This is a genomic window from Propioniciclava sp. LT432 (assembly GCF_059515965.1).
In genome coordinates, this window is the sequence record NZ_JCAKNE010000016.1 from 24608 (window position 1) to 50473 (window position 25866).

25 protein-coding genes and 1 tRNA gene are annotated in these 25866 nt (G+C 70.2%); 14 read left to right on the forward strand and 12 right to left on the reverse strand.

Annotation, left to right across the window (positions count from 1 at the left end):
• Positions 1–40 precede the first annotated feature (40 nt).
• Positions 41–1909, reverse strand: coding sequence for an FAD-dependent monooxygenase (locus AC5YDV_RS10230; RefSeq protein WP_496183105.1), 1869 nt, complete (start codon positions 1907–1909; stop codon positions 41–43).
• 177 nt (positions 1910–2086) lie between these two features.
• On the opposite strand from AC5YDV_RS10230, the gene AC5YDV_RS10235 reads away from it, so the two are divergent.
• From AC5YDV_RS10235 to AC5YDV_RS10250, 4 genes are read left to right on the forward strand one after another with little or no spacing between them, the layout of a single operon-like run.
• Positions 2087–2239: a hypothetical protein gene (locus tag AC5YDV_RS10235; protein ID WP_496183104.1), complete on the forward strand. Its 153-nt coding sequence runs from the start codon at positions 2087–2089 to the stop codon at positions 2237–2239.
• A complete protein-coding gene (nadD, locus tag AC5YDV_RS10240) occupies positions 2236–2901 on the forward strand; it encodes a nicotinate-nucleotide adenylyltransferase (RefSeq protein ID WP_496183103.1) in 666 nt (221 codons plus the stop codon). The genes AC5YDV_RS10235 and nadD overlap by 4 nt, the downstream gene beginning before the upstream one ends.
• Entirely contained in the window at positions 2888–3271 is a 384-nt protein-coding gene (gene rsfS / locus AC5YDV_RS10245; RefSeq protein WP_496183102.1) for a ribosome silencing factor, read from the forward strand. The genes nadD and rsfS overlap by 14 nt, the downstream gene beginning before the upstream one ends.
• Positions 3272–3275: 4 nt before the next feature.
• Positions 3276–3920 carry a histidine phosphatase family protein gene (locus AC5YDV_RS10250; RefSeq protein WP_496183101.1) on the forward strand — a complete coding sequence of 215 codons (645 nt, stop codon included), beginning with the start codon at positions 3276–3278 and terminating at the stop codon, positions 3918–3920.
• A 9-nt stretch (positions 3921–3929) separates the two neighbouring features.
• On the opposite strand, the gene AC5YDV_RS10255 is transcribed toward AC5YDV_RS10250, so the two are convergent.
• The 9 genes from AC5YDV_RS10255 to AC5YDV_RS10295 form a co-directional block, all read right to left on the reverse strand.
• Entirely contained in the window at positions 3930–4643 is a 714-nt protein-coding gene (locus AC5YDV_RS10255; protein WP_496183100.1) for a purine-nucleoside phosphorylase, read from the reverse strand.
• A 152-nt stretch (positions 4644–4795) separates the two neighbouring features.
• Positions 4796–4871: transfer RNA gene (locus tag AC5YDV_RS10260), tRNA-Ala, on the reverse strand.
• Between the two features lie 78 nt (positions 4872–4949).
• Complete coding sequence (locus AC5YDV_RS10265) at positions 4950–5591, reverse strand: CBS and ACT domain-containing protein (RefSeq protein ID WP_496183099.1); 642 nt, start codon at positions 5589–5591, stop codon at positions 4950–4952.
• Positions 5592–5593: 2 nt separating this feature from the next.
• Positions 5594–6298: an ABC transporter ATP-binding protein gene (locus AC5YDV_RS10270; RefSeq protein ID WP_496183098.1), complete on the reverse strand. Its 705-nt coding sequence runs from the start codon at positions 6296–6298 to the stop codon at positions 5594–5596.
• Positions 6291–7076, reverse strand: a complete 786-nt coding sequence (locus tag AC5YDV_RS10275) for an ABC transporter ATP-binding protein (protein ID WP_496183097.1) — start codon at positions 7074–7076, stop codon at positions 6291–6293. The genes AC5YDV_RS10270 and AC5YDV_RS10275 overlap by 8 nt, the downstream gene beginning before the upstream one ends.
• Positions 7073–8044, reverse strand: coding sequence for a branched-chain amino acid ABC transporter permease (locus AC5YDV_RS10280; protein ID WP_496183096.1), 972 nt, complete (start codon positions 8042–8044; stop codon positions 7073–7075). The genes AC5YDV_RS10275 and AC5YDV_RS10280 overlap by 4 nt, the downstream gene beginning before the upstream one ends.
• Complete coding sequence (locus AC5YDV_RS10285; RefSeq protein ID WP_496183095.1) at positions 8044–8928, reverse strand: branched-chain amino acid ABC transporter permease; 885 nt, start codon at positions 8926–8928, stop codon at positions 8044–8046. Before AC5YDV_RS10285 ends, AC5YDV_RS10280 begins: the two co-directional genes overlap by 1 nt.
• Positions 8929–9013: 85 nt before the next feature.
• Positions 9014–10168: an ABC transporter substrate-binding protein gene (locus AC5YDV_RS10290; RefSeq protein WP_496183094.1), complete on the reverse strand. Its 1155-nt coding sequence runs from the start codon at positions 10166–10168 to the stop codon at positions 9014–9016.
• A 154-nt stretch (positions 10169–10322) separates the two neighbouring features.
• Positions 10323–10874, reverse strand: coding sequence for a hypothetical protein (locus AC5YDV_RS10295; RefSeq protein WP_496183093.1), 552 nt, complete (start codon positions 10872–10874; stop codon positions 10323–10325).
• Positions 10875–10985: 111 nt separating this feature from the next.
• Here AC5YDV_RS10295 and AC5YDV_RS10300 point away from each other — a divergent pair, with 111 nt between their 5' ends.
• From AC5YDV_RS10300 to AC5YDV_RS10320, 5 genes are all read left to right on the forward strand, one after another.
• The gene (locus AC5YDV_RS10300) at positions 10986–11939 is read left to right on the forward strand and encodes a DUF4192 domain-containing protein (protein WP_496183092.1); all 954 of its coding nucleotides are present in this window, start codon (positions 10986–10988) and stop codon (positions 11937–11939) included.
• 18 nt (positions 11940–11957) lie between these two features.
• Positions 11958–12890, forward strand: coding sequence for a PfkB family carbohydrate kinase (locus tag AC5YDV_RS10305; RefSeq protein WP_496183091.1), 933 nt, complete (start codon positions 11958–11960; stop codon positions 12888–12890).
• A 168-nt stretch (positions 12891–13058) separates the two neighbouring features.
• Positions 13059–15527, forward strand: a complete 2469-nt coding sequence (gene leuS / locus AC5YDV_RS10310) for a leucine--tRNA ligase (protein ID WP_496183090.1) — start codon at positions 13059–13061, stop codon at positions 15525–15527.
• 157 nt (positions 15528–15684) lie between these two features.
• Positions 15685–16542, forward strand: a complete 858-nt coding sequence (locus AC5YDV_RS10315) for a ComEA family DNA-binding protein (protein WP_496183089.1) — start codon at positions 15685–15687, stop codon at positions 16540–16542.
• A complete protein-coding gene (locus AC5YDV_RS10320; protein ID WP_496183088.1) occupies positions 16529–18865 on the forward strand; it encodes a ComEC/Rec2 family competence protein in 2337 nt (778 codons plus the stop codon). Before AC5YDV_RS10315 ends, AC5YDV_RS10320 begins: the two co-directional genes overlap by 14 nt.
• Before the next feature lie 17 nt (positions 18866–18882).
• On the opposite strand, the gene AC5YDV_RS10325 is transcribed toward AC5YDV_RS10320, so the two are convergent.
• Positions 18883–19362, reverse strand: coding sequence for a SixA phosphatase family protein (locus tag AC5YDV_RS10325; RefSeq protein WP_496183087.1), 480 nt, complete (start codon positions 19360–19362; stop codon positions 18883–18885).
• 56 nt (positions 19363–19418) lie between these two features.
• On the opposite strand from AC5YDV_RS10325, the gene holA reads away from it, so the two are divergent.
• From holA to lepA, 3 genes are all read left to right on the forward strand, one after another.
• Positions 19419–20423 carry a DNA polymerase III subunit delta gene (gene holA, locus AC5YDV_RS10330; RefSeq protein WP_496183086.1) on the forward strand — a complete coding sequence of 335 codons (1005 nt, stop codon included), beginning with the start codon at positions 19419–19421 and terminating at the stop codon, positions 20421–20423.
• A 98-nt stretch (positions 20424–20521) separates the two neighbouring features.
• A complete protein-coding gene (rpsT, locus tag AC5YDV_RS10335; RefSeq protein ID WP_496183085.1) occupies positions 20522–20782 on the forward strand; it encodes a 30S ribosomal protein S20 in 261 nt (86 codons plus the stop codon).
• A 107-nt stretch (positions 20783–20889) separates the two neighbouring features.
• Positions 20890–22722: a translation elongation factor 4 gene (gene lepA, locus AC5YDV_RS10340; RefSeq protein WP_496183084.1), complete on the forward strand. Its 1833-nt coding sequence runs from the start codon at positions 20890–20892 to the stop codon at positions 22720–22722.
• 1 nt (position 22723) lies between these two features.
• Here lepA and AC5YDV_RS10345 read toward each other — a convergent pair whose 3' ends face one another.
• Entirely contained in the window at positions 22724–23191 is a 468-nt protein-coding gene (locus AC5YDV_RS10345) for a rhomboid family intramembrane serine protease (protein ID WP_496183131.1), read from the reverse strand.
• 227 nt (positions 23192–23418) lie between these two features.
• Here AC5YDV_RS10345 and AC5YDV_RS10350 point away from each other — a divergent pair, with 227 nt between their 5' ends.
• Both AC5YDV_RS10350 and AC5YDV_RS10355 read left to right on the forward strand, forming a co-directional pair.
• Positions 23419–24258 (forward strand): S-methyl-5'-thioadenosine phosphorylase, encoded by an 840-nt coding sequence (locus AC5YDV_RS10350; protein ID WP_496183083.1) that lies wholly within the window; start codon positions 23419–23421, stop codon positions 24256–24258.
• A gap of 148 nt (positions 24259–24406) precedes the next feature.
• Positions 24407–25840, forward strand: coding sequence for a DUF222 domain-containing protein (locus AC5YDV_RS10355; RefSeq protein ID WP_496183082.1), 1434 nt, complete (start codon positions 24407–24409; stop codon positions 25838–25840).
• Positions 25841–25866 lie beyond the last annotated feature (26 nt).

Genomic DNA, 25866 nt, shown 5'->3' on the forward strand with positions numbered 1-25866 from the left:
CGCCACCCGGAGATGCCGCACGGGGCGGCGGGATGCCTGATCAGGCGGTGAAGATCGGGCGGAGGAAGTCCGCCAGTTCCTCGTGGGCGTCCAGCGGCAGCACGTTCGCCACGTACTGGTCGGGGCGCACGACGACGATGGCGCCGGCGCGGTCGATCTTGCGCGCCTCGAAGATGTCCACGTCGGGGTCCAGTGCGAACACCTTGTTGAAGTCCGGCACCTGGAAGGGGCCCACCTTCGGCTTGAACACGGCCGGCACCTTGTCCAGCGTGACCTCGGTGTAGGGCTGCTGGTAGACGACCTTGAGGTCGAACACGGCGTCCAGGTCCTGGCCCTCGGCGCGGTGCGCCAGGAGCGGCGAGGCCGGGTCGTGCGCGAGCCAGTCGGCCAGGCGGGTGGTCGGGGAGTCCTCACCCGCGAGGGCGGCATCGGCGAAGACGTAGATGCGCCACCGACCGTCGGCCTCGTGCAGGTGGCCGAGGTGGACGGGGTTGGCGTCGCCCGCGCGGACGACCGGCGCCGACTTGAACCGCTTGCCCAGTGGGAAGCCCGCCGTCACCGCCTGGTGCGCCCCGTCGCCGGTGATCAGCGACGGCTGGTAGTGCGTCATGAAGCCCGCCGGGAACTCGGCGTGCTCCTCGTAGTACCGCTCGAGCGCGGCGGGATCGTCCTCCGACGGCTTGGACGCCATCATCGAGGACCACTCCCGGTCGTAGGCGACGAGCTTCTCGGCGATCTCGTGCCGCTCGACGGTGTAGGTCTGCAGGAGGTTCTCCGGGCTCTGCCCGCGGAGCACGTGGGCGATCTTCCACGCGATGTTGAAGCCGTCCTGCATCGACATGTTCATGCCCTGGCCGGCCTTGGCCGAGTGGGTGTGGCAGGCGTCGCCGGCGATGAACACGCGCGGCGTCCGGGTGCCGACCTCCTCGGCGGGGACGTCGTCGAAGCGCTCCGTGACGCGGTGCCCCACCTCGTACACGCTCCACCAGGCGACGTCCTTGATGTCGAGCCGGTAGGGGTGCAGGGCCGCCTGCGCCTTGGCGATGATCGCCTCCTTGGGCGTGTTGCGGACGGCGCGGTTGTCGCCCTCGGGGACGTCACCCAGGTCGACGTACATGCGGAAGAGGAAGCCGCCCTCGCGGGGGATCATCAGGAGGCTGCCGCTGGCGGCGGTCACGGCCACCTTGAGGCGGATGTCGGGGAAGTCGGTGTCGGCGATGACGTCGAGGACGCCCCACGCGTGGTTGGAGACGCTGCCCTCGTGCTGGGCGCCGATCGCCTTGCGGACGCCGGAGCGCGCCCCATCGGCACCGATGACGTACTTGGCTCGGATCGTCCGCTCGTGGCCATCGGGATCCTTGAGCTGGACGACGACCGGACGATCACCCTCGCCGGTCACCTCCAGGCCGAGGAACTCGTGCCCGTAGTGGACGGGCATCCTCGCCGGGGCGCGCAGTGCGAAGTCGGCGAAGTAGTCCAGGACGCGGGCCTGGTTCACGATGAGGTGGGGGAACTCGCTGATCTCGCGGGGGTCGTCCGGCGTCCGGGCGGTCCGGACGATGTTCTCGGGGCTGCTGGGGTCCGGCTTCCAGAACGTGGTCTCCACGATGCGCTGGGCCTCGGCGATCATCTGGTCGGCGAAGCCGAACGCCTGGAACGTCTCGACGCTGCGGGACTGGATGCCGTCGGCCTGACCGATCTCGAGGCGCGTGGGGCGCTTCTCGACGATGGCGGCATGGATGTCGGGGAACTGCGCGAGCTGTGCCGCTGCGATCATGCCCGCGGGGCCCGCACCGACGATCAGCACGTCGACCTCGTCGGCCAGTCGGTCGCCGCGGTCGACGCCGACTCCGGCCGGCGTGGCGATCCGGGGGTCACTCGAGACGTATCCGTGGTGGTGGAACTTCACCTGTCCTCCTTGACATGGGGTGCTGGCGCGGCTCCCCTCGGCGACGCGGGCGGCCGACGGACCGGGCTGGCTTTTCCTGCACTCTAGGGGAACGCGCCGCGCCGCGGAGCCGATTTTCTGCCCTCCAGAAGGAAGGGGGCGGGCGCCGGGGCACCACTTTTCGCTATGCTCCCGTGCATGACGCTCCTGCTCGAAGCAGCCGCCGGCCATGGGGACACGACCGGCGCCATCATCACCGGTCTCGTCGTGTTCGCCGCACTCGTGAGCCTCCTCGGCATCCTGCTGGGCTTCGGCTCGGCCCGTCCCCTCGCGGTCGCCGAACGCGAATGACCGCCACCGGCCTGGCTGCCGGAGCCGGCCGGCCCGCTTGGCGCCTCGGCGTCATGGGTGGCACGTTCGACCCCATCCACCACGGCCACCTCGTGGCCGCCAGCGAAGTGGCTGCGCGCTTCGACCTCGACGAGGTCGTCTTCGTGCCCACCGGCCATCCGTGGCAGAAGGCGCACAAGACGGTCTCGCCCGCCGAGGACCGGTACCTGATGACCGTGATCGCGACGGCGTCCAACCCCCGCTTCTCCGTCAGCCGTGTGGACATCGACCGTCCCGGCGACACCTACACGGTCGACACCCTCCGCGACCTGCGGCGCCTCCGGGGTCCCGAGACGCTGCTGTTCTTCATCACCGGCGCCGACGCCCTGTCGCAAATCCTCACCTGGCGGGGGGCCGAGGAGTTGTTCGAACTCGCCCACTTCGTCGGGGTGTCCCGCCCCGGCGTCGAGTTGGACGAGAAGGACATCGCACACCTGCCGGCCGACAAGGTCACCCTGATCGAGATTCCGGCCCTGTCGATCTCGTCGACCGCCTGTCGCGAGCGCACGGCGGCGGGCCTGCCGACGTGGTACCTGGTGCCCGACGGTATCGTGCAGTACATCAGCAAGCGGGGCCTCTACCTCTCGAGCCCCGATGACAAGGAGATCCATGGCGGCGACTGACCACGCGCTCCACCTCACCCAGCTGGCCGCGCAGGCGGCCTCGGCCAAGCAGGCCACCGACCTGGTGGCCTTCGACGTGTCGGAGCGATTGGCCCTCACCGACGTCTTCCTGATCGTGACCGCTGCCAACGAGCGGCAGGTCGGGGCGGTCGGCGACGCCATCGAGGAGGCGCTCTTCCGGGATGGCTCGAAGGTGCTGCGCCGCGAGGGCGAGGGGGAGAACCGCTGGGTGCTGCTCGACTTCGGCGACCTCGTCGCCCACATCCAGCACGCGGAGGAGCGCCAGCTCTACTCGCTGGAGCGCCTCTGGCGTGACTGCCCGGCCATCGAACTGCGCGTCGACGAGGGCGCCGCGGTCGACGTCCCCTGACGTCGTGGAGGCACGCACCAAGCTCGTGCTCGTCCGGCACGGGCAGACCGACTCCAATGCCGCGGGGCGCTTCCAGGGGCAGCAGGACGTCCCCCTGAACCGCATCGGCCGCTCACAGGCGGACGCCGTGGCCGAGCGGCTCGTCCGCCTGAAGGCGTCCCGGGTGGTGACGTCGGACCTGCTGCGAGCCCGCGCGACCGCCGAGGCGGTGGCCGCGGCGTCCGGGGTGGGTGTGGAGACGGACGAGCGCCTGCGCGAGATCAGCGTCGGCAGCTGGCAGGGCCGCACGTCGGCCGAGGTCGCCGCCGAGAACCCGTGGTTCGAGGACGCGCTGCGCTCCGGCCGTGACTTCCGCCGGTCGGAGACCGGGGAGACGGCCCAGGAGGCGGGTGAGCGGGTCGCGGCCGTCCTGGGCGAGCTGGCGGGACGCCACCCGCACGAGACCACCATGGTCGTGGGTCACGGCCTCGCGCTGCGGGTGGGGCTATGCCTGTTCCTCGGTTGGCGGCTGGAGGCGTCGTTCGGCCTGAGCGGGCTCTGGAACTGCTCCTGGACGATCCTGGACCACCAGGAGCGGTGGCGTCTCCAGAGCTACAACAATGTCGTCGTGGGCCACGCCGGGCCCTTGGCCTCGCCCAGCTCGCGCTGAGCGCCGCTGTCAGGAGAGCAGCGCCCCCGCGGCGATCAGCACCGAGTTCGCGTACAGCGTCTCGCGCTCGCCGGCCGTCATGTCGCTCGACCCGTCGAGCAGGTGGTCGCTCACGGTCAGCACGGTGAGCGCTTCGCCACCCTCGGCCGCCGCGCTCGCGTACAGGCCCGCGGACTCCATCTCGACACCGAGGGTGCCGTACTTGGACAGGCCGGCGATGACGTCCGGGTTGGCGAGGTAGAAGTGGTCGGAGCAGTACACCGGTCCGGTGTGAACCCGTGCGTCGGCGAGCGTGGCGGCCGTGTCCATGGCGCCGCGCAGGAGCGGGTAGGACGCCGCCCACGACAGGGAGATGCCGGGGACGAAGAGCGCAGACAGGGATGAGTTGGTGTGGGCGGCCGTCGCGACGATCGTGTCGCCCACGGCGACCTTGTCGGACATGCCACCGCAGGTGCCGACCCGGACGATCCGCTCGACTCCGAAGTACCGGTACAGCTCGGTGGCGTAGATGGACACACTCGGGATGCCCATGCCGGACGCCATGACGCTCATCGGCGTGCCCCGCCAGGTGCCGGTCCAGCAGCCGATGCCGCGGATGTCCGAGACCAGCTCGGCGTCGGTGAGGTGCTCCGCGGCGATGCGGGCCGCCCGCCTCGGGTCGCCCGGCATGAGGACGAGCGGGGCGATCTGGCCGGGTTCGGCCGAGATGTGCGGCGTGGTCATGGGGCTCCTGTCGACGGTCTGCGCGCCGATGCTAGCAGCGGGGAAGGGTACTGCCGCGACGCGTGCGCGACCCCGAGAACGCCAAAGACGGGAACCCGCCTCTTCTTTCGATGTGGCGTCTTCCCGTCCCAAACCCCTTGTGGTGGAGGGGGTGGTGGAGCTAAGGGGATTCGAACCCCTGACCTCTTCCATGCCATGGAAGCGCGCTACCAACTGCGCCATAGCCCCAAAGTTCCGGTGCGGAACGAAGAAGAACTTTACCCTGAACCCCGGGCATGTTCCAAATCGTCCGCGCCGTGGACAGCCTCAGGCGTTCTCCAGCCGGCCCCGCACGGTGAAGCCCGCCTCGGCCAGCGCGGCTTCGAGCGCGGCCGTGTCGGTCGTGTCAACCCCGAGCATGACGTCGGCCGTGCCGTCCTCGCCGCGGTAGACCGCCAGGTGCTGGACGTTCGCGCCGTGGGCACGAGTCACCTCGCCGATCCGGGCGAGCGCCCCCGGGACGTCCTGAGCCGCGACGACGAGGCGGGTCCCGTGGTCGCGGAAGCCCAGGAGCTCGATGTAGGCGTCCAGCAGGTCGGATTCGGTGATGACGCCGACCAGGCGCCCGTCCTCGACCACCGGCAGCATCTCGATCTTGTTCTCGCGCATGACGAGGGCGGCCTGCTCGAGCAGGGCGTCGGGGGAGATCGTCAGGGGGTTGCGCGACATGACCTTGGCGACGGGCAACTTGTTGACGAGGTAGGTGAGCTCGTTCACCGACAGCGACGTGGCCTTGGACGGCAGGCTCGCATCGATGTCGCCCTCGGAGATCACGCCGACCACACGTCCGGCGTCCATGACCGGGAGATGGCGTACGTGCCGATCCTTCATGGTGGCGATCGCCTCGGGGATCGTGGCGTCCGTGCGGACGGTGAACGGATCGCGGGTCATCCGGCTCTTCACGAACATGGTCATCCTCCGAGGTAGGCGCGCTTCACTTCATCGGTGCTGGTGAGCTCGGCAGCGGTGCCTGCCAGCACGATCTTGCCGGTCTCCAGGACGTAGCCACGGTGGGCGACCTGGAGCGCCATGTTGGCATTCTGCTCCACCAGCAGGACCGTCGTGCCCGCATGGTTGATCTCGCTGATGATCGAGAAGATCTCCTGCACCAGCAGCGGGGCCAGACCCATGGACGGCTCGTCCAGGAGCAGGACGCGCGGACGCGCCATCAGGGCGCGGCCGATGGCCAGCATCTGCTGTTCCCCGCCGGACAGGGTGCCGGCGTTCTGCTTGCGGCGATCCTTCAGCCGCGGAAACCGGTCGAAGACCTGCTCCAGGTCGGCGGCGATCCCCGAGGAGTCCTTGCGGACGTACGCTCCCAGTTCGAGGTTCTCCAGGACCGTCATCTGGGGGAAGACGCGGCGTCCCTCGGGGACTTGGACCAGACCGCGCCTGACGCGGGACTGGGCCGATTGCCGGGTGATGTCATGACCGTCGAGGAGCACCTTGCCGCGGCGGGGCCTGATGAGGCCGGACACGGTGCGCAGCGTCGTGGTCTTGCCGGCGCCGTTGGCCCCGATGAGCGTCACGATCTCGCCCTCGGCCACGGACAGGGAGATGCCCTTGACCGCCGTGATGCCGCCGAAGGCGACCGCCAGGTCGGTGATCTCAAGCATGGTCGACCTCCTCGCCCAGGTAGGCCTCGATCACCCGCGGGTCGGCGCGGACCTCTTCCGGTGTCCCGGACGAGATCACGATGCCGTGGTCGAGGACGTAGATGCGTTCGCAGATCTGCATGACCAGGCTCATGTCGTGCTCGATGAGCAGGATCGTCAGGCCGAAGTCATGGCGGATCTGGGTGATGAGCCGGGTCAGGTTGGCCGTCTCGGTCGGGTTCATGCCGGCGGCCGGCTCGTCCAGCAGCAGCAGGGTCGGACGGGTCGCCAGCGCGCGCGCGATCTCCAAGTGGCGCTGCTCGCCGTACGACAGGTTGACAGCGAACTCCTCGGCCTTGTGGTCGAGCCTCATCACGTGGAGCAGTTCGAGGGCACCGGAGCGGATCTCGTCCTCGGCCCGCCCGAAGCCCGGCAGGCGCAGGAACGACGTGGCGAGCGGGTAGCGCTGGTTCTGCTGGAAGGCGATCATCACGTTCTCCAGGACCGTCAGGTCCTTGAAGAGGCGGATGTTCTGGAAGGTGCGGCCCACACCCGCGCGACAGATGGCGTAGGGCGCCTTGCCGCCGATCGACTGCGTCCTCCCACCGGCGGTGAACGCGATGCTGCCCGAGCTGGGCGGGTACACGCCGGTGAGCAGGTTGAAGACGGTCGTCTTGCCGGCCCCGTTGGGGCCGATGAGGCCGACCAGTTCGCCCTGGGCGAGTTGGAGGTCGACGCTGGAGACGGCGGTGAGGCCACCGAAGCTGCGGGTCAGGCCCTTGACGTCGAGGATGGTCATGAGGCCTCCGTCCGGGTCGTGTCCTTGCGCCGGCCGAAGCGCGGCAGCATCGACATCGACAGTTCGCGGTTGCCCATCAGCCCTTGGGGCCGGAAGATCATGATGACGATCAGCAACAGCGCGTACAGGATCATGCGGACGCCCGGGAACGGCTGCAGCAGCGTCGAGATGATCGCCAGCATGAAGGCGGCGATCACCGAACCCGAGAGGGACCCCAGCCCGCCGAGCACCACGATGACCAGGATGTCGACCGACTTCAGGAAGCCGAACTGCTCGGGCTTGATCACGTAGAAGTACGAGGCGTACATTCCGCCGGCGATCCCGCCGAAGAAGGCCCCGATCGTGAAGGCGAGCACCTTGGAGCGCGTGGTGTTCACGCCGATCGACTCGGCGGCGATCTCGTCCTCGCGGACGGCGATCGCGTCGCGGCCCTGACGGGACCGGACGAAGTTGCGGATCAGCAGGACGGAGCCGACGGTCAGGATGAAGAACCAGTTCCAGTCCATGTACTGAGGGACGGGCGAGAGGCCGGCGGCGCCGTTGGTGAACTCGAAGTTCTGCAACAGGATGCGGATGATCTCGGCCATGCCCAGCGTCGCGATGGCGATGTAGTCGCCGCGCAGTCGCAGGGTCGGCAGGCCGATGAGGAAGCCGACGGCGGCCGCGATGACGCCGCCGAGCAGCAGTCCACCCACGAACCCGGCGGTCGAGTCGACGTTCATGCTGACCAGGGCGGTGGAGTAGGCGCCGATGGCCATGAAGCCCGCGTGGCCGAGGGAGAACTGGCCGGTGAAGCCGGTGATCAGGTTGAGGCTGACCGCCAGCACGATGTTGATGCAGATCGTGGCGAGGGTCACCTGGGCGTACGCGTCGATGATGCCGGCCTGCACGAGCAGGAGCACGATGACATAGGTGGCGGCCAGGGGGAGCCAGAGCGTGAGCGCCTGGCGGACGAGGGGCTTCTTCATCACACCTTCTCCCGGACGTTCTTGCCGAGCAGGCCGGTGGGCTTGAAGATCAGCACGAGGATGAGGATCGCGAACACCACGGCGTCGGTGTAGAGGCTGGACCAGTAGCCGGCCACGAGCGTCTCGGCGGCACCGATGAAGTAGCCACCGATGAGCGCACCGGGGATCAGTCCGATACCGCCGAACACCGCGGCGATGAACGCCTTCAGGCCGGGCAGCAGGCCCATCAGCGGGTTGATGGCGTTGTAGTACACGCCCACCAGCACGCCGGCCGCGCCCGCGAGGGCGGACCCGATGGCGAAGGTGAACGAGATGGTGTTGTCCACGCTGATGCCCATCAGACGGGCGGCATCGGCGTCCTGGCTGACGGCGCGCATCGCCTTGCCGATCTTGGTGTAGCGGACGACGTACTGCAGGACGACCATGAGCAGGACCGAGACACCGATGATGATGATCTGCTTCATCGTGATGAGGACGTCGCCGAGGACGAAGCTCTGTTCCATGAACGGCGGAAGGGCACCGTAGGTGCGGGTGTCGGCGCCGACGAAGAACATCATCCCGTACTCCAGCAGCAGCGAGACGCCGATGGCGGTGATGAGCACGGCGATGCGTGTGGACTTGCGCAGGGGTTTGTAGGCCACCCGCTCGATCACCACGCCGAGCACGGTGCAGAGGGCCATCGCGATCAGCAGCGACTCCACGAAGCCCAGCTTGAGGTGGACCATGGAGAAGTAGCCGATGTAGGCGCCGACCATGTAGACGTCGCCGTGGGCGAAGTTGATGAGCTGGATGATGCCGTAGACCATCGTGTAGCCGAGCGCGATCAGGGCATAGATGCTGCCCAGCGCCAAGCCGTTGACGAGTTGTTGAGCCAACTGCTCCACGGGTGTCGCCCTCCCCTGATCAGGGCAGGAGTGGGACGGCGGTCCGCCGTCCCACTCCTGCGTGGGTTGGTATGGATGAAGTGTGTCAGGCCTTCTCGGTGACGGCGACCTCGCCGTCCTTGTAGCCGATGAAGACGACGGCCTTGACGGGGTTGTGGTTCTCGTCGACGTCGAAGCTGCCGGTGACGCCGGAGAAGCCCTTGGTCTCGGCGAGTGCCTTCTGGACACCCACGCCGGTCTTCTCACCGGCGCGCTTGATGCCGTCGGCGACGAACTTCAGGGTGTCGTAGCCCAGGGCGTTGAACGCGTTCGGCTCGGTGCCGTACTTGGCCTTGAACGCCTTGATGAAGTCCTGGACCTTCGGGTCCTGGTCGTCGGAGCTGTAGTGGTTGGTGAAGTACACGTCGGTCAGCTGCTTGCCGGCCTGCTCAGCCAGGACGGGGGAGTCGAAGCCGTCGCCACCGAGGATGGGCTGCGTGATGCCGAGGTCGCGGGCCTGCTTGATGGCCTTGCCGGCCTCGGTGTAATAGCCGGGCAGGTACAGGACGTCGAACTGCTGGCCCTTGAACTTCGTCATGACCGCGTTGAAGTTGTCGGCACCCTTGCTGTAGGCGTCCTCCGACACGATCTCGCCGCCACCGGCGGTGAAGGTCGTGCGGAAGGCGTCCGCGAGGCCCTTGGAGTAGTCGCTGGAGCTGTCACGCAGGATGACGGCCTTCTTGGCGTCGAACTTCTTCACCGCGTAGTTGGCGGCGGCGGTGCCCTGGAAGGAGTCGTTGAAGCAGGTGCGGAACGCGAACTCCTTGACGCCCTTGGCGTCGACCGTGACGTCGTCGGCGGTGGCGGACCCGGACACGACCGGGATCTTGGCACGCTCGGCGACGGGGATGGTGGCCTTCATGCCGCCGGAGGTGGCGGGGCCGATGACCGTGATCACCTTGTCCTGGGTCATCAGCTTCGTGGCCAGCGTGGTGGCCTCGGCGGCGTCCGACTTGGTGTCGTACTTGATGAGTTCGATCTTCTTGCCGTCGATGCCACCGGCGGCGTTGATCTCCTCGGTGGCCATCTCGATGCCTTGGACGTTGGCTTGGCCGTACGTGGCGACGTCGCCCGACAGCTCGTAGTTGAGGCCGATCTTGTAGGTGGCGCCCGCAGCCGGGGCTTGGCCCGAGCCGCCGCCGGCACTGCAGCCGGTCAGCACGAGCGTTGCGGCCGCGAGGCCGGCAATGATGCGCTTCATGTTTGGATTCTCCCCTGGTGTACCGCCCCGGGACGAGGGCGGATGACAGCGCATCGTACAAATCGAAACGCCCCGAGCGGGCCTGGTCTCATCACGAATGGGCAACGAAGCTGTCCGGGGCTCAAATCGTGATCGGCTCGTTACCCGATCGCGGTCAGGTGGGGATCGGCAGCGCGGACATCTGTCGGCCCTGCGCCGTGGTCAGGATGAGGGTGGACGCCCCGCGCGGAAGCGGGAGGAACAGGTTCCCCTCGATCGACTGTCCCGCCGACAGCGTGCCACTGCCGATCTCCGGGTCGGGGGCCCCGGGCCCGGGGCTGTAGACGTCCGTGCCCGCGTTGGAGTAGGCGACGAACCCATAGGTGACGCGGCCGGAATCCGCGGTGACCTTGACTCGGACGACAACCCCGCTGTCGGTCCAGGTGTGGGCGGTGACCTCCCACCGGCCGTGGCTGACGGTGCTGCCCGGCATCGTGAACGGCATGCCCGGCCCGCTCGGTTCGGCGGTGGACGAACTGGCCGCCGGGGCAGACTCCGGCGCCGGGGCGGGCTGAGGACGCCAGAGCAGGACGGCCAAGACGACCCCGACGAGCACGACGCCGATCGCGGCGAACCACCAACCGGCGCCCGAGCGGCGCGGTGGCGCGTAGGCGTCGATGTCGACGGGACGCCGCTGGTACGGGTCCTGCTGCCACGGCTGCGTCATGTCACCGAGGGTACCGGGAGGGCTGTGGACAGCCAACGAGCCGGGGAAACGGTCCTGTGGACGACGGGAATCGAGTGCACCGGAGACGTCACGCCGCCAAGTGTCAGGCGCATGACCGATGCACTTGAGCAGCCCACGTCGCTGCGTTCCCTCACCGACCTCGTCGAGGTCGTTCCCACCCTGCTGGGTTTCCACCCGTCCGACTCCTTGGTCCTCGTGGCCCTGGAGGACGGGAAGGTGGAGTTGACCGCGCGCGTCGACCTCGACGTGCCAGGCGGTCACGGCACCGCCCAGGCCCTGCGGTCCGTGTGGCGCCGCCTCCCCCGTGCCTCGCATGTCCTCATCGCGTTCTCCACCGACTCCGAGCGGTCGTGGTGGGCCTTGGACGACGTGGCCGCCTCGATTCCCGACGCGTGCCCCCGCACGTTGGTTCACGCGGACGGTGAGCGTTGGTACGGCGACCCGGACGACGTCGGGACGCCCTACGACCGGCTCGGCAGCGTCCACCTGGTGCGGGCCGCCTACGCCGGTCGCAGGGTCCGGCGATCGCGGGCGGAACTCGTCGACCTGACCATGCCGGGGTGCTCGCCGGCCGAGGTGACCGCTTCCCTGGAGCGCGTCGCAGCCCGGGAGGCCACGCTGAGCGACGTGGTGGCGGAGGGCCTCGCGCTGGTGGCCGGCCACGACGAGGCCCCCGGCGAGCTCGACATCGACGAGGCGACCATCCTCTGCCTGGCCAGCCACGACCCGGAGTTCCTTGAGCAGGCCCTGTTGGGAACCACCCGGGCGAACGCCGGCCGTCGGGTGGCCCTGTGGTCCCAAGTGGTCCGGGCGAGCGTGCCCAACTGTGCCGGGAGTGCCCTCGTCGCCCTCGGGCTGGCGGGGTGGGTGGATGGGGAGGGCGCGATCCAGTCCGTCTGCCTCGAGGCCCTCGCGGACCGGCCGGCACCGTCCGAGTGGGTGGAGTTGCTGGAGTCCATCAACGCCAACGCCGTCCACCCCGACGCGTGGGAGCAGATCCGGATGACGGGACTGGGAGCGGAGGACGTCCGCCAGGCCTCCTGATGGACCTAGCATGCGGTCATGCAGCGGATCGTGGTGTGTGGCGAGGCCCTCATCGACCTGGTTCCCGGTGACGCCGGGGGCGACACGCGAGTGTCCTCCTGGCGGGCGCTGTCCGCCGGGGGGCCGATGAACTCGGCGATCGGGTTGGCACGCCTGGGTGCCCCGGTCGAGTTCCTGGCCAGGTTGGGCGACGACGCGTTCGCCGCCCAACTGCGCAGCCACTTGGTGGCGAACGGTGTCGGTACGGCCCTCGCCGTTTCGGCGCCCGAGCCGACATCTCTCGCGATCGTCAGCTTCGGCGACGGGGGCAAGGCGTCCTACACCTTCCACTTCGCCGGGACCGCCAACTTCGGGTGGCGGCCCGGCGAGCTTCCCCAGCTCGATGCCGGGGACTGGCTCCACGTCGCATCCCTGGTCACGGTCGTCGGACCGGGGAACACAGCCCTCCTGGACTGGGTCCGGGCGGGTTCGGACCCGCTGTCGCTGGACGTGAACGTCCGGCCCACGGTGCTGCCCGACCTCGCCGCCTATTGGCGACTGGTCGAGCCATGGCTGGAGGCGGTGGGGGAGCGCGGTGGCCTGGTCAAGGGGTCGGACGAGGACTTCGAGCTCTTATCCGCGGCGTCCGGGCTGCCGAGGGACCCCGACGAGTTGGTGGTGGCCCTGCGTGAGCGCTACGGCGCCCGGTGGGCAGTCGTGACCCGCGGGGCGGACGGCGCGGTGGGGGCGGGGCCGGACGGGGTGGCGTCCGTGCCGAGCCCGCCGGTGCGCCTGGTCGACACCATCGGGGCGGGCGACACGTTCATGGCAACCCTGCTGGACGCGCTCGTGCTGGCGGAGTTGCCGCTGGCGGACGCCCTGCGCCGCGCCGCGCAGGCGGCTGCCCTCGTGTGTGAGCGCGAAGGGGCCGACCCGCCCACCCGGGCCGAGCTGGACGCCGCCCTCGACTGAGGGGGTGGTTGGTCTATGCTTGCGCGCATGGATCGCACCACGAGCCAGCGACTTCTTGGCTAGCCGCGCACCCCACCCGGTGACGCGGCGCCCCTGACATGCCCAACCGGCAGGCAGGGGCTTTTTCATGCCACGAATCGAGATCCGTCCACGAGGAGAACCAACACCATGGAGTCCGCCCGCACGTATGACGCAGTCGCCGCCCAAGAGCGGTGGCAGAAGTTCTGGGAGGCCGACGGCACGTTCGTCGCCCGGGACGACGACACCGCCGAGCGTCGGTACGTGCTCGACATGTTCCCCTACCCGTCGGGCGACCTGCACATGGGCCATGCCGAGGCGTTCGTCATGGGCGACATCGCGGCCCGCTACTGGCTGATGCGCGGCTTCGACGTCATGCACCCGATCGGCTGGGACTCCTTCGGCCTGCCCGCCGAGAACGCCGCCATCGCGCGCAACGCGCACCCCGCCGAGTGGACCTACCGCAACATCGAGACCCAGGCGGCCTCCTTCAAGCGCTACGGCCTGAGCTTCGACTGGACCCGGCGCCTGCACACGTCCGACCCGGAGTACTACCGCTGGACCCAGTGGCTGTTCCAGTTGTTCCACTCACGCGGGCTGGCCCACCGCAAGAGCTCGCCGGTGAACTGGTGCCCGAACGACCAGACCGTGCTGGCGAACGAGCAGGTCGTGCAAGGCCTGTGTGAGCGTTGTGGCACCCCGGTCACCAAGCGGAACCTGACGCAGTGGTACTTCAAGATCACCGACTACGCGCAGCGCCTGCTGGACGACATGAAGGCCCTGGAGGGCCGGTGGCCCGACCGGGTGCTGGCGATGCAGCGCAACTGGATCGGCCGCTCCGAGGGTGCCTTCGTGGACTTCGCCGTCGAGGGCCGCGACGAGCCGGTGACCGTGTTCACCACGCGTCCCGACACGCTGTACGGCGCGACATTCTTCGTGGTCGCGCCCGATGCGGCGCTGGCGTCCGAGATCGTCACCGACGAGCATCGTGCCGAGTTCGAGGCGTACCTGGAGGCGACGCGTCGGGAGTCCGACATCGAGCGGCAGTCGACGGACCGACCCAAGACCGGCGTGTTCCTGGGGCGTCACGCCACCAACCCGGTCAACGGCGAGAAGTTGCCGGTCTACGCCGCCGACTACGTGCTGGCCGACTACGGCACCGGCGCGGTCATGGCCGTCCCCGCGCACGACCAGCGTGACCTGGACTTCGCCAAGGCGATGGGGCTGCCGGTCCGCCGGGTCATCGACACCGGCGAGCCGAACCCGGAGGAGACCTTCGTCGCCACTGCCGGTGACGGCGTCTACGTCAACTCCGGCGACCTGGACGGGCTGACGGACAAGGTTTCCGGCGTGGCCCGCATCACCGAGCGCCTGGCCGAGGCCGGCACGGGCCAGCCGGCCATCACGTTCCGCCTGCGCGATTGGCTGCTGAGCCGCCAGCGCTTCTGGGGCTGCCCGATCCCGATCATCCACTGCCCGTCGTGCGGGGAGGTCCCGGTTCCCGAGGACCAGCTGCCCGTCGAGTTGCCGCCCCTGACCGGGGCCGACCTGGCTCCCAAGGGCACCTCGCCCCTGGCGGGCGAGGCGGCGCGCGCGTGGCGCGAGGTGGCCTGCCCGGGCTGTGGGCGCCCGGCCGAGCGCGACACCGACACGATGGACACGTTCGTGGACTCGTCCTGGTACTACTTCCGTTACTGCTCGGCCCAGGACCACACCGCGGCCTTCGACGTGGACGCCGTCAAGCGTTGGGCCCCGGTCGACCAGTACGTGGGTGGTGTCGAGCACGCGATCCTGCACCTGCTCTACAGCCGCTTCTTCACGAAGGTGCTGCACGACGCGGGCCTGATCGACTTCACCGAGCCCTTCACCCGGCTGCTCAACCAGGGCCAGGTGACCAACGGCGGCAAGGCGATGTCGAAGTCGCTGGGCAACGGCGTCGACCTGGGCGAGCAGATCGACCTGCACGGGGTGGACGCGATCCGCACCGCCATCGTGTTCGCCGGGCCGCCGGAGGACGACATCGACTGGACGGCCATGTCGCCGTCCTCGACGAGCAAGTTCCTGGCCCGGGCGTACCGCGTGGCCGCGGACGTGTCGTCGCCGGTGGGTGTCGATCCGACGACCGGCGACGCCGGCGTCCGCAAGGGGACGCACGCATCGATCGCCGCCATCACCGAGGCCGTGGAGGACCAGCGCTACAACGTGATGGTCGCCCGCATCATGGAGCTGGTCAACCACACCCGCAAGGCGATCGACGGTGGCCCGGGCGGTGCCGACCCGGCCGTCCGCGAGGCCGCCGAGTTCACGGCCCAGGCACTGAGCACGGTCGCGCCCTACCTGGCCGAGGAGATGTGGGAGCTCCTGGGCCACGCCCCGTCGGTGGCCCGCACCACCTGGCCCGAGGCCGACCCGGCCCTGCTGGTGCAGGAGTCGGTCACGGTCGTCGTGCAGGTGGCCGGCAAGGTGCGCGGCAAGCTGGAACTGCCCGCGTCCGTGTCGGAGGAGGAAGCCACCGCCGCCGCCTTGGCCGACGAGGGCGTCCAGCGTGCCCTGGCCGGGCGTGAGGTCGCCAAGGTGATCGTGCGGCTGCCGAAGATGGTGAGCATCGTCCCGGCCTGAGCCGGGTCAGGAGACCGCGCAGTCGGTGACCAGGGCGTGATCGGTCCCGATCACGCCCTGCGTGGCCGCCCTGTGGACGAGGGACGAGGGGCCGACGAGTTGTCCACAGGCGCGCATCGGATGACCGGATCGCCGCGCGTCCGCCGACTGTCAGGACATGCGCTCGCTGAGTCCCCACCCCGGCAAGGGCGATGCCGTGCGCGCGCGGCTCGCCGCCCTGGTGGCGGAGCTGGGTCCCCCTCAGGTCGAGGGTGATGAGGCGCCGGACGAGGCGACCCGTGCCCCGGAGCCGATCACGCCAAGCCACCCCGCGCCGCGCCGCCTCGCACCGCAGGAGGGTGGCCCCCTCCGACGGGCCTGGGAGTTCGGGCGCGCGCACGCCGCGGTGATCGGTGTCATCGGCCTCGTCGCCCTCGTCGGGTCCGTCTGGGGCATCAGCCAGGCACGCACGGTGCCCGTGGCGGTGGCCGCGCCCACCCCGGTGGTGGGTTCAGCTGGGCCGAGCGTGGCGTCGTCCACGGCGGCGACGGCGACGGCGACTCCCGAACCCCTGCGCGTGCACGTGATCGGAGCGGTCGCCCGGCCCGGCGTCGTGCGGCTCGCGCCCGGAGCACGCGTCGAGGACGCCATCGCGGCGGCCGGCGGCCTCCTGCCGGACGCGCGGCCCGGCGACCTCAACCTCGCCGCTCCCGTCGCCGACGGTGCCCAGGTCGTGGTGGGGGACAGCTCCGAGCCCGGCGGACAGGTGAAGGGAGCGGCGGCGGTCGCGCCCGCTGGCGGGGGTGGCGTGGTTGCCGGAGGAGCGGGTGCGGGTGCGGGGGCGGCGCTGCTGGACCTGAACTCAGCGACGGCGGACCAACTCGACGCACTCCCCGGTGTCGGCCCCGTGACCGCCCAGGCCATCCTGGCGTGGCGCCAGTCGCACCAGAAGTTCTCCCGGGTCGAGGAACTGCTCGAGATCGACGGCATCGGGCAGAAGACCTTCGAACGCATTGAGCCGCATGTCCGGGTCTGAACCGACCCCGGCGGCCGGCGACGGTGGTGCGGCCAGGGTTCTCGCCCTCGGGGTGGTCGCGTGGGCGGCGATGGGCTTCGCCACGGCTGACGACCAGCGCCTCCTCGGCGTGGTGACGGCACTGACGGGCGCTCTGGCGCTCGTCGCGTGGCGGCGCTGCAGTTGGTTCCTCGCCGCGGCGGCGCTCGTGGCGGCTGTGTGCGTGATCACCGGTGGGGCCCGAACGGCGGCGATGGCGGCGGACCCCGTGACGACACTCGCGGCGGACCGGGCGACCGGGGTGGTGGAGCTGCGCCTGTCGGGGGCGGGTCGCCTGTGGGCCCCCTCCGGCCCGCGGCCCGGCATGTGGCGCGGGTCGGCCCAGGTGGTGGGGATCGAGGCCCGCGACGGCGCCTGGCGGAGCGGGGCACCTGTCCAAGTGATCGTGACGGGCGCGGATGCCCAAGTGTGGGCGGCCGTTCCGATGGGCTCCACCGTGCGGGCGACCGTCCGCTTCGGCGTCGCCGAGCCGGGCTCGGGCCTGTACGCCGAGCTGCGCGCGAGCCGCCCACCCGAACTGGTCAGCGAGCCGGACGCCGTGGCCGCCGCCGTGGGCGCGCTGCGCCGGGGCCTGGCCGAGGCGTGCGCACCGCTGTGGCCGGACGCGCGCGCCCTCGTCCCCGCCCTGGTGGTGGGGGACACGTCGGCCATGACCGATGACCTGCGGGACAGGTTCGTCGTCACCGGCCTCACCCACCTCACGGCCGTCTCGGGAGCGAACCTCACCCTGCTGCTGGGCTTCCTGCGCGCCCTCGCGGTCGGATGCGGAGTGCGGGGGAGGTGGCTGATCGGGCTTCAGGTGGCTGGGGTGGCGGGGTTCGTGGTCCTGTGTCTGGGGGAGCCGAGCGTGCTCCGGGCAGCCGCGATGGGGTTGGTGGGGTTGGCTGCGCTGGGCCGGGCGGGGCGGGGGCGGCAAGGGCTCCGCTTCCTGGGGGTGGCGATGCTGGCGGTCGTCCTGGCGGAGCCGGCCATGGCGCGGTCGTTGGGGTTCGCCCTGTCGGTCCTCGCGACCTTCGGCCTGCTGCGCTGGGCCGGTGCCTGGACGGACCTCCTGGCTCGCTGGTTGCCGCGTTGGTGCGCGGAGGCCCTCGCGGTGCCGTTGGCGGCGCAGGTCGCGACCGAGCCGGTGGTGGTCGTGCTGGCCGGCCAGGTGAGCGTGGTGTCCGTGCTGGCCAACCTGGTGGCCGGACCGATGGTGGGCCCGGCGACGGTCCTCGGGCTGGCGACGACGCTGGTGGCCCCCGTGCTGCCGGGCGTCGCGGTGGTGCCCGCGTGGGCAGCCGGCTGGTTCGCCCAGGGCATCGCCTGGACGGCCAGGTTGGGTGAGACCCTGCCCGGGGCGGCGGTGCCGTGGGACGCGTCGCCGCTGGCCATCGGCGTGGTGGTGCTCGCCTGCCTCGTCCTGGTGCTGCTGGCGCCGTCGGTCCTGCCGCGACGTTGGGTCTGCGTGGCGATCGCCCTCGCCGTGGTGCTCCTGCTGGCTCGGACGCCGACCCCACCGGGATGGCCACCGCACGGGTGGGCCGTGGCGACCTGCGACGTGGGGCAGGGCGATGCGACCGTCCTCGCCGCGGGCCCGGGGCAGGCTGTGGTGGTGGACACCGGGCCGGACCCCGGCCTCCTGGCGCGTTGCCTGTCCCAGCTGGGCGTGTCACGCGTGCCGGTGCTGGTGCTGACGCACCTGCACGCCGATCACGTGGGCGGTGTGGAGGCACTGGGCGGCCTCGGGGTCGAGGTGGTCCTGACCTCGCGCGTGCGGACGCCGGAAGGCGCGAACGCCTCGGTCGACACGGTGTTCGCGTCCGCACGCCGGGTGGACGCTGACGCCGGGACGGTGTGGGAGGTGGGAGACGTACGGCTCGGGATCCTCGCCGCCCCGGTGCCGGGTCGGGACTCGGGCGACGGCGAGGGGGAGTCGAGCGCGGAGAACGACGCTTCGCTGCTCGTGCGGGCAGAGGCGGGAGGTGTCGCGGTCCTGCTCGCCGGCGATGCCGAGGACGGTGCCCAGACGCGGCACCTCGCCCTGGGGGAGGCGCTGGACGTGGACGTCCTGCTCGTCCCACACCACGGGTCGGGCCGCCACAGTCCGGCGTTCATCGCTGCCGCGCGCCCGGACGTCGCACTCGTGAGCGTGGGGGAGGACAACGACTACGGGCACCCCTCGGCCAAGACCCTGCGGTCGGTGGCCGCGACCGGGGCGACCACCTTCCGCACCGACGAGCACGGAGCCGTCGCCGTGGCCCGCGGACCTGACGGCGTCCTGCTCGTCACGACCCAACGGTGAGGCCGCAGCAGGCGGTCTCAGCCGCGGGCGGCCCAGAACAGGCGCGATCCGTCGAGGTCGACCCAGTCACCGTGGAACTCGATGCCGGCGACCGTGGCCGTCGGGTAGTGGTGGAGCACGGACGCCGCCGCTTGTGGGTCGGGATCCGACCCGGCCAAGTGGTCGACGAGAGAGGGGACGCCGGGGGCGTGGGCGACGAGCGCCGCGCACTCCACGTCGCCCCCGAGCTCCTCGATCGCGGAGAGCAGTCCCCTGGTTCCCGCGTTGTACAACGCGTCGTGGGCTCGGAGCTCGGCGTCCAGCCGCATGCCGGACGCCGTCTGCGCGGCCCGGGTGGCCGTCGAGTGGAGGACCACTTGGACGGCGGCGTCGGCGAGCAACTCGCCCAGGTGGCGGGACTGCTCGTGGCCCACCGGGGTCAGGGCCCGGCCATGGTCGCCGCGACCGCGGCCCAAGGACTCGGCCTCCGCGTGGCGGATGAGGTACAGGCGCTTCATGGCGCACAACCCTAGGGTGTGCCGGGCCGGACGAACCGTCGGTCCGGGCTGGCAGGATGGTCCCCGTGAACGACCAACCCCTGTTCGGCCGCGTGGTGCTGGTGAGTGGCCCCGAGGCGTTGCTCGCCGAGCGAGCGGTGGAGCGCCTCATCCACCAGGCGCTGGCCGAACGTCCCCAGGCGTCCGTCACCAGGGTCGAGGCGGGTGACCTCGACGCCGGTGGGCTGGCCGAAGTCACCGGGGGCTCGCTGTTCGCGGAGGAGTCCGTGGTGGTCGTCCAGGCACTGTCCGAGCTCGACCAGGCCCTGTTCGACCACGTCGTCGCCTTCGCGCAGACGCCGTCCGACGAGCTCGCCCTGGTGCTCGTGCACCCGGGTGGCGTCAAGGGCAAGGGCCTCCTCGACAAGCTGAAGAAGGCGCGCGTGGCCACCATCGACTGCCCGACCATCAAGGCGTGGGAGCTGCCGGGCTTCGCCGTCAACGAGGCCCGCCTCCTGGGCGGACGCCTCGACAAGGCCGTCGCCGAGCGACTTGTCGAGGCGCTGGGGGCGGACGTCCGGGCGGTGGCCGGCGCCGTCCGCCAGTTGCTGGCCGACGCCGACGACCGGGTGATCACCGAGGCGGCCGTCCGCCGCTACTTCGCCGGTCGCGCCGACGTCACGAGCTTCACCGTGGCCGACCACGTGATGGCGGGTCGGAGCGATGAGGCGCTGGGTGCCCTCCGCTGGGCGCTGGAGACCGGGGTCGCGGCCGTCCTGGTCACGTCCGCGCTGGCCAACGCGCTGCGCAGCCAGGGCAAGTACAGCGACCTCGCCTCGGCGCGCCTGCGGGACGGGGACCTGGCCCGCGAGCTCGGCGTCCCGCCGTTCAAGGTCAAGGAGATCGTCGCCCGCTCGCGCGAATGGACGCCGCGGGGGCTGGCGTCCGCCCTGCAGATGGTGGCCCGGGCGGACGCCGCAGTGAAGGGTCAGTCCGCCGACGCGGCGTTCGCCCTGGAGAGCCTCGTGATCGGCGTCACCGGCCTCCGTGGACGGCGTCCCGATTCCGGGATGGGGCGTTGAGCGTGATTTTGGCCCGCCGACGAACGCTGGTAAGGTGTTCAATCGCGCCCAACGTGGGTGCACACCTCATTCACCAACCTGAACTGAAGGCTTAGCCCGTGGCGAACATCAAGTCCCAGAAGAAGCGGATCCTCACGAACGAGAAGGCGCGCCTGCGCAACAAGGCCGTGAAGTCCGCTCTCAAGACGCACATTCGCAAGTTCCGCGAGGCGGCCGCCGCCGGTGATGTGGACAAGGCCCAGAAGGCTGCCAAGGTCGCGTGCCGTGCACTCGACAAGGCTGCGTCCAAGGGCGTCATCCACAAGAACCAGGCGGCGAACCGCAAGTCGGCCGTTGCTTCGGCCGCTGCCGCCCTCTGACGAACTCCTGCGACGTCGCCCCGCACCGCTTGGGTGCCGGGGCGACGTCGTGCCGTACCCACATGGGGTGCCGACCCCACGGTTGGTGCCATGACGAGAGGTGACGCGTGACCAGGCCGCAGCCGGGCAGCACGAACCCGGAGATCATCCGGAACTTCTGCATCATCGCCCACATCGACCACGGCAAGTCGACGCTGGCCGATCGCATGCTGCAACTGACCGGCGTGGTCGACGACCGATCCATGCGGGCCCAATACCTCGACCGCATGGACATCGAGCGCGAGCGCGGCATCACCATCAAGAGCCAGGCCGTCCGCATGCCCTGGGAGGTCGACGGTCGCGACTACGTGCTCAACATGATCGACACGCCCGGGCACGTCGACTTCACGTACGAGGTCTCCCGCTCCCTGGCCGCCTGCGAGGGGGCGATCCTGCTGGTCGATGCCGCCCAGGGCATCGAGGCACAGACCTTGGCCAACCTCTACCTGGCGATGGGCGCCGACCTGCACATCATCCCCGTGCTCAACAAGATCGACCTTCCGGGCGCCCAGCCGGAGAAGTACGCCGAGGAGATCGCGAACCTCGTCGGGTGCGACCCCGACGACGTCTTCCGCGTGTCCGGCAAGACCGGCGAGGGCGTCCCCGCGCTCCTGGACGCCGTGGTCGCCCAAGTGCCCGCGCCCGTCGGTGACCCGGCCGCCCCGGCCCGCGCCATGATCTTCGACTCCGTCTACGACACCTATCGCGGCGTCGTGACCTACGTCCGCGTCATCGACGGGGAACTCAACCACCGCGAGCGCATCCTCATGATGTCGACCAAGGCCACCCACGAGGTGCTCGAGGTGGGCGTGATCAGCCCCGAGCCGACGCCGTCCAAGGCGCTCGGCGTGGGCGAGGTGGGTTACCTGATCACCGGCGTGAAGGACGTCCGCCAGTCCCGCGTGGGTGACACGATCACGCTGGCCCACAAGCCGGCCAAGGACGCGCTGGGTGGCTACAAGCACCCCAACCCCATGGTCTACGCCGGCCTGTACCCGATCGATGGGGCCGACTTCCCCGAGTTGCGTGAGGCGCTGGAGAAGTTGCAGCTCAACGACGCCGCGCTCACCTACGAGCCGGAGACCTCCGGGGCTCTGGGCTTCGGGTTCCGCATCGGTTTCCTCGGCCTGCTGCACATGGAGATCACGCGCGAGCGCCTCGAGAGCGAGTTCAACCTCGACCTCATCTCGACGGCGCCGAACGTCGTCTACCGCGTCGTCATGGAGGACGGCACCGAGCACACGGTCACCAACCCGAGCGAATACCCTGAGGGCAAGGTCGCCGAGGTGTGGGAGCCGGTCGTCAAGGCGACCATCCTCAGCCCCACCGAGTACATCGGCACGATCCTGGAGCTGTGCCAACAGCGCCGGGGCACCCAGACGGGCATGGACTACATCTCCGCCGACCGCGTCGAGATCCGGTACACGCTGCCGATGGCCGAGATCGTCTTCGACTTCTTCGACGCGCTGAAGTCGCGCACCAAGGGCTATGCCAGCCTCGACTACGACCAGGCCGGTGAGCAGAAGGCGAACCTGGTCAAGGTCGACATCCTGCTGCACGGCGAGCCGGTGGACGCCTTCAGCTCGATCGTCCACACCGACGCCGCCTACTCGTACGGCGTCGCCATGGCCAAGAAGCTCAAGGAACTCATCCCGCGGCAGCAGTTCGAGGTGCCGATCCAGGCAGCCGTCGGGGCGCGCGTGATCGCCCGCGAGACCGTCCGAGCGATCCGCAAGGACGTCCTCGCCAAGTGCTACGGCGGCGACATCAGCCGCAAGCGCAAGCTGCTCGAGAAGCAGAAGGAGGGCAAGAAGCGCATGAAGATGGTCGGACGCGTGGAGGTGCCCCAGGAAGCCTTCGTGGCCGCGCTGTCGACCGGGGAGTCGCGCGACCCCAAGTAGGTCAGCGCCTGCGCAGGAGCCACGCGGCGAGCGCGCCGCCGACGGCCCCGCCGAGGTGGCCCTGCCAGCTCACCCCCGGCATGGACGGGAAGACGCCCCACAGCATGCCGCCGAAGAAGCCGAACACGGCGGCGCTGATGAGGATCTGCCTCCAGTTCCCGTTCATCAAGCCGCGCAGGAGCAGGAACGCCAGCCAGCCGAAGATCAGCCCGGAAGCGCCGGCCGTCACCGTGAACGGGGCCGAGAACAACCAGGCGAATCCGCCCGAGACGACGATCGAGACCAGCGTGGCGATCCAGAACGTACGCCGTCCGGCCATGTGGGTGAGTGTGCCCAACACGAGGAAGGGCAGCGAGTTCGCGGCGAGGTGCTCGAGGCCGAAGTGCAGCAGCGGGGCGGTGAAGATCTGGGGGAGTTCGGCGACGTCCCGCGGGCTGACGCCGAACCCGTCGAGGGCGCCGATGAGCATGAGGTCGACGACTTCGAGGAGCCACAGCAGCGCGAGCCAGCCGCCGACGAACCTCAGCGACCTGGCGAGTGTGGGGCGTGCGGGGGTGGGAGCGGTCGCCCTCGGCACCGGGTAGGCGGGCGAGGGCATCCATGATCCGTGCTGCTGGCTCATGCCTCCAGTGTGCGTGACGCGGGCAAGGTTGTCGCCCGGTCCGTGCGGAGGTGCGTCCCCCTAGGATGACCGCCATGGGCAGCGTCACGGCCGAGATCGGCGTCATCGGTGGGTCCGGTCTCTACTCGTTCTTCGAGGACGCCGTGCGCGTCGAGGCGGAGACCCCGTTCGGCCCGCCCTCGGGGGCGGTGACCGTCGGCGAGGTGGCCGGACGCCGCGTGGCGTTCCTGCCCCGCCACGGTGAGCGACACCAGTACACGCCCCACCGGGTCAACTACCGGGCGAACCTCTGGGCGCTCAAGGCGCTCGGCGTCACCCAGGTGTTGGGCCCCTGCGCGGTCGGATCGCTGCAGCCCCACCTGACGCCCGGGGCCTTCGTGGTGCCCGACCAGGTCGTCGACCGGACGTACCGGTCCGGCCACACCGTGTGGGAGGCCGAGGGACCCGTGGTCCACGTGCCGTTCGCCGACCCCTACTGCCCGCGGGGTCGCACTGCGATGCTGGAGCAGGCGACGGACGACACGCCGCTCGTCGACGGTGGCACGCTCGTGGTCATCAACGGTCCCCGGTTCTCTTCGCGCGCCGAGTCCCAATGGCATTCCGCCGCTGGGTGGTCGGTGGTCGGCATGACCGGGATGCCCGAGGCGTCGTGCGCTCGCGAGCTGGCGATGTGCTTCACCTCGGTCGCGTGCGTGACCGACATGGACGCCGGCCTCGAGGGCGAGGAGGGCGTCACGCATGCCAACGTGCTGGAGGTGTTCGCCGGGAACGTCGAACGACTCAAGGCGTTGCTGTTGCGCACCATCGAGCACTTGCCCAGCGGCGATTGTTCGTGCCACCGAGTTCTGGACGGGTTGCCCCTGCCGTTCCCGCTGCCGCAGGTCGGCGCCGGCGTCCGGGTGTTGGCCGGCTGACATCCACGTCCCGCATGTCCCGAGGGGTCGACCCATGACTGTCACCGATGTCCTGATGCAGAAACTGTCACGCACGTCCTGAGAGATGACCATTCCGGGCCTGACTACGCGTTCAGGAATTGTCAGAGTGTTCGATTAGCGTGTGGGTATGAGTTCGTTGGAGTTGGCTGGCGTCGCGGACGCCTGGGGCGTGGTCGAGGAGGGCACGCGCATGGTGGTCGCCGGTGAGGTGGCCCAGGTGTTGGGCATCGCTGCCGCCTGCGACCTGCACCGGGTGGACGAGGGCGTGTTGGCCGAGGGGGCCGAGCGGTGGCTGCCGGGTGGGGCGGATGGGACGCCCTTGATCGGGGAGTTCGTCGCGGCCGAACTGGCGGTGGTGCTGGGGTGTTCCCCCGCGTCCGCAGTGGGCCGGATCGCAGAGGTGTTGAACGTCCGGCACCGCCACCCGGCCCTGTGGGCGGCCGTGTGTGCCGGCGAAGTGCGGTTCTTCGAGGCGGCCCGGGTGGCGGCTGCGTGCGCGACAGCCGGGCTGGACGCGGCCGCGTGCGCGATCGTCGACAGGCATTGCGCGGTCGCGCTCAAGCTGCAGCCATGGTCACGGGTCCGGCCGCGGGTGGAGGGGTGGATCCTGTTGGCAGACCCGGCCGCGGCGGCAGAGCGGGAGGCCCGGGTGGCGGCGGGTCGGCGGGTGGAGATGGGTTCGATCGTGGACGGGCACTGCGACCTGTGGGGACGGCTCGACGCCGCCGACGGGATCGCTTTCGATACGGCCCTGAACTCGATCGCGAAGACCTTGCCCACTGACATCGAGTTCGACGTGCGGCGGGCGTCCGCGGTCGGTGTGCTCGCCCGACAAGCCCTCGGGCAGGCCGAGCTCCCGCGTGCCGCCGAGGTCGTCGTCCGGATCGACGCCGCCCTGGTCGACGGCCACGCTGGCTTGTCCCCGGTCGCGGACATCCCTGGTTGGGGTGCGGTCCTCACCGACCGCTTGGGTGCAGTGTTGGACGGCTGCCGGGTGACCGTCCGCCCGATCGTGGACGCGCGGGCCATCAACCCGTCCGACGCCTACCAACTGCCCGACTCGATGCGCCGCGTGCTCGTCAACCGGTGGGGTGTGGACGCCTTCCCGTACGGCACCCGGGCCGCCACCTCGTGTCAGGCCGACCACACGGTCCCGTTCGACCACGAGGCGGAGCCGGGGCAGGGTCAGACCCATCCCGACAAGATGGCGCCCCTGTCGTCGTTCACCCATCGGGTGAAGACCCATGGTGGGTGGGGATGTGAGCAACCCGAGCCGGGCGTGTTGGTGTGGACGACCCCGCACGGGTGGCGGTTGGTGACCACTCCGGCGGGCACGATCCGGATCGGCAGGCCACCGGTCCCCGAACAAGCCTGGTGGCTGCGGGAGCCACCTCACGACTGGGCCGATGATCCGCCGGAGCATCCCGGTGAGAGCGCGTGTCCAATCCTGGCGCGTGCGGCACCCGACAGGCCCGGCGGCCAGCGATGCGGGCTCGCGCTCGCAGCCGACCCCGGACAGAGCCAGCCACCATTGGCCCTCGCGTACGCCCTCATGGCCTGACCGAGGCCGAGCAGACCACCACAGCC